The sequence below is a fragment of the Neisseria sp. HMSC061H08 genome (genome assembly GCF_001836795.1).
Lineage (GTDB): Bacteria > Pseudomonadota > Gammaproteobacteria > Burkholderiales > Neisseriaceae > Neisseria > Neisseria subflava_A.
This window is the reverse complement of the sequence record NZ_KV830566.1, coordinates 1653-4172: the sequence shown is the minus strand read 5'-3', so window position 1 is coordinate 4172 and position 2520 is coordinate 1653. Positions and strand designations below refer to the sequence as shown.

At 50.8% G+C, this 2520-nt stretch carries 2 protein-coding genes and 1 pseudogene; 2 read left to right on the top strand and 1 reads right to left on the bottom strand.

Annotation, left to right across the window (positions count from 1 at the left end):
• Positions 1-561 precede the first annotated feature (561 nt).
• On the top strand, positions 562-1233 hold the full coding sequence (locus tag HMPREF2675_RS04925; RefSeq protein WP_003686835.1) for a hypothetical protein: 672 nt from the start codon (positions 562-564) through the stop codon (positions 1231-1233).
• On the opposite strand, the gene HMPREF2675_RS11460 is transcribed toward HMPREF2675_RS04925, so the two are convergent.
• On the bottom strand, positions 1208-1459 hold the full coding sequence (locus tag HMPREF2675_RS11460) for a hypothetical protein (RefSeq protein WP_107792515.1): 252 nt from the start codon (positions 1457-1459) through the stop codon (positions 1208-1210). The two genes, HMPREF2675_RS04925 and HMPREF2675_RS11460, sit on opposite strands and share 26 nt — an antisense overlap.
• A gap of 3 nt (positions 1460-1462) precedes the next feature.
• Here HMPREF2675_RS11460 and HMPREF2675_RS11535 point away from each other — a divergent pair.
• Positions 1463-2520, top strand: a pseudogene (locus HMPREF2675_RS11535) (adhesin); the annotation flags it as partial.

Here is a 2520-nt window from a genome sequence, read left to right as displayed (position 1 = left end):
AAATCCGACAGACATTTATTTTGTGAAGGGAAGAAAATCGTCATTTTTTATGCATATAATGAACTAAAAAAATCAAATCAAAGAAAAGGAGACGTAATTGATTTGGAAAACAACTATGTTGAGCAAGTCATTGAAATGGCAATTTCAAAATAATCAGATGACGCCGGCGCCCAAGCCTACCAACTGGCCGATTCCGTCGGCAAAGTAGCCGACGCCCTTAAAAGCAACAACGGACAGCAAGGCGCCGTCCTGCTGTCCGTTGAAGCCGGTTTCGGCTTTAAAACCGCCAGTAAGGAACAAAACCAAATTATGCAGGACGATGTGGCTTACTTACGCTCAATGGGTGCAGAAGATATTAGGATCAACCAGCAGCAGGTCAATAACCAAATGTGCCGTGTAGGGATCTGCCGTCCGGATGTTCAAGCCACTCTACCAAATTCCAATAAACGAATTTATATCGAATACGATCGCACCAGCTCAAACCGTGGAGCCGGACATGCATCGAGAGCATTGAGTAATGATCCGGATGCTATTGTAATTTTAAGGACTGTGGATTAAATTATGAATGTAAACAAAGATTTTTTTCTTGCAAGAGACGGCCATCCGAGCCTGAAACAGTTTTATTTTATTGGCGCGCCATTTGAAAAAGCACTGGATCTTTATCTAAAAAGACGTATGGATTTAAGTGATTTTTATCAAAATCTAAAACCGAAACTATCGTATTTGGATGAGGAGTATACCCTCAGTCAGAAATTGGATTTCTTGAATCCGCTTGAGATTACCGGATCATCCAAATATTTATTGTTGGAAACGCAGTCTGATTGGTCATTGCTAATAGGTAATAACCGGAACGGCACAGACTTTTCAAGTGTGCCGTATGAAGCCTTGCTGTGGAAAATCAGATTATTGACTATGTATTTACGTCCATATTTTGGCAAAGACGAATTCGGTGCGGTCTCATTTACCCTGTATGAGGGCAGCAAACAGGTTTCCCGTCATGACTGCGAAACCAGAAATGTTATGCTGCATAAAGAAACCAGTCGTGTCGAGTTTATGGAATATGGCACGCCGCTGCCGTTTGAACAGACAGAAAAATATACCGAAAGACTCAAAAAAAACAGGCTGACTGTGGAGATGATCGAAGAATATTGCAAACATTTAGGCATTTCATTATTTGATTTGGACTTCTACCAGTCCAAAGCCGCCCTTATTGAGATATTGAGAAACAAATAACTTTCATCTCTTCAAAAAGACAGTCTGAAAAATATCCAGGCTGTCTTTTAACGTCGGCAGCCAAAGCGGTCTCTTTGCCGGCGAAGGCGGTTATCACATCACCGCCGACAGCGTCCGGCTCAAAGGCGGCGCCATCGCTTCTGCCGCAGACAAAGACCACAACGAACTCACCGCCCGCAGTTTCAGCTTTGAAGACATCCGCAACGAAAGCAGCTACAGTGCCCAAAGCATGGGTATCGGCGCCGGCTACGGCGGCAGCCTGAAAGGCAGCGGCGGCTTCAATCAAAGCGCCTTCGGCCGTGCGTCCCAAACCGCCGGCCAAAACATCAAGCAAGGCCTCAACTACAGCCCCACCCTGCCGCAACATGAAAGCGGCGGCAGCCAAGGCTATACCCGCTCCGTACTCAGCGAAGGCAACATCACCATCGGCGACCAAGCCACCAGCGCCCGAGCACTCGGCATCCAAACCGATCTGCAAAACGCCCACCGCAGCGCCGAAGCCGTACCCGATCTGCAAAACCTACTCGACAAACAGCAAACCGTCGCCCAATCGACTGCCGTCATCCACAGCGCCGTTGCCACCTATAGTGGCAACCGTGCCAAAGCGGCAGCCGAAGAGCTGGAAAAACAACAGGCCGCTTACGAAGGCCGTCTGAAAGAGCAAAACGACGGCAGTTATGAGCAATATGCCGGTAAAAGCGACAGCGAACGGCTGTCCATGAGGCTGGGGAACGCGAAGTATGCCCAAGCTTACCAAGAAGCCCGAAGCTGGGGCGTAGGCGGCAGCAAAAGCCGTGCGCTTAGCGCCGCCGAAACCCTGATTACCGGCGCCCTGGGCGGACAGGGTGATTTACAGCTGGCGGCCAATACGTTGGCACCGTATGCCGCAGCCGCCATCGGCAAGCGCTTCGGCCACGGTGAAAACAAAAACGAAGCCGCGCAAGCAATCGGCCACTTTATGCTCGGTGCCGCCTTGGCCTACGCCAACGGCGCCGACCCGCTGGCCGGCGGCAGCGCCGCCGTTGCCGCCGAACGCGCAGCCGAATACCTGGCCAAACAATACGACGACGGCCGCACTGCCATCGACCCGATAACGGGGAAATTCAATCCCAACCTGTTACCCGAACACATCAAAGAAGAGATCAAAGCGCAGACCGGTGCTATCGCTTCGGTGGTGGGTGCGGCCGGAGGCAGCCTGAAAGCGGGGAGCAAAAGCAGCACTAACGGCGCAAACACCAATGCCCTGTTCAACGCACAGGTAGGGGGCGTGTTGGGGCAGAATGCGGT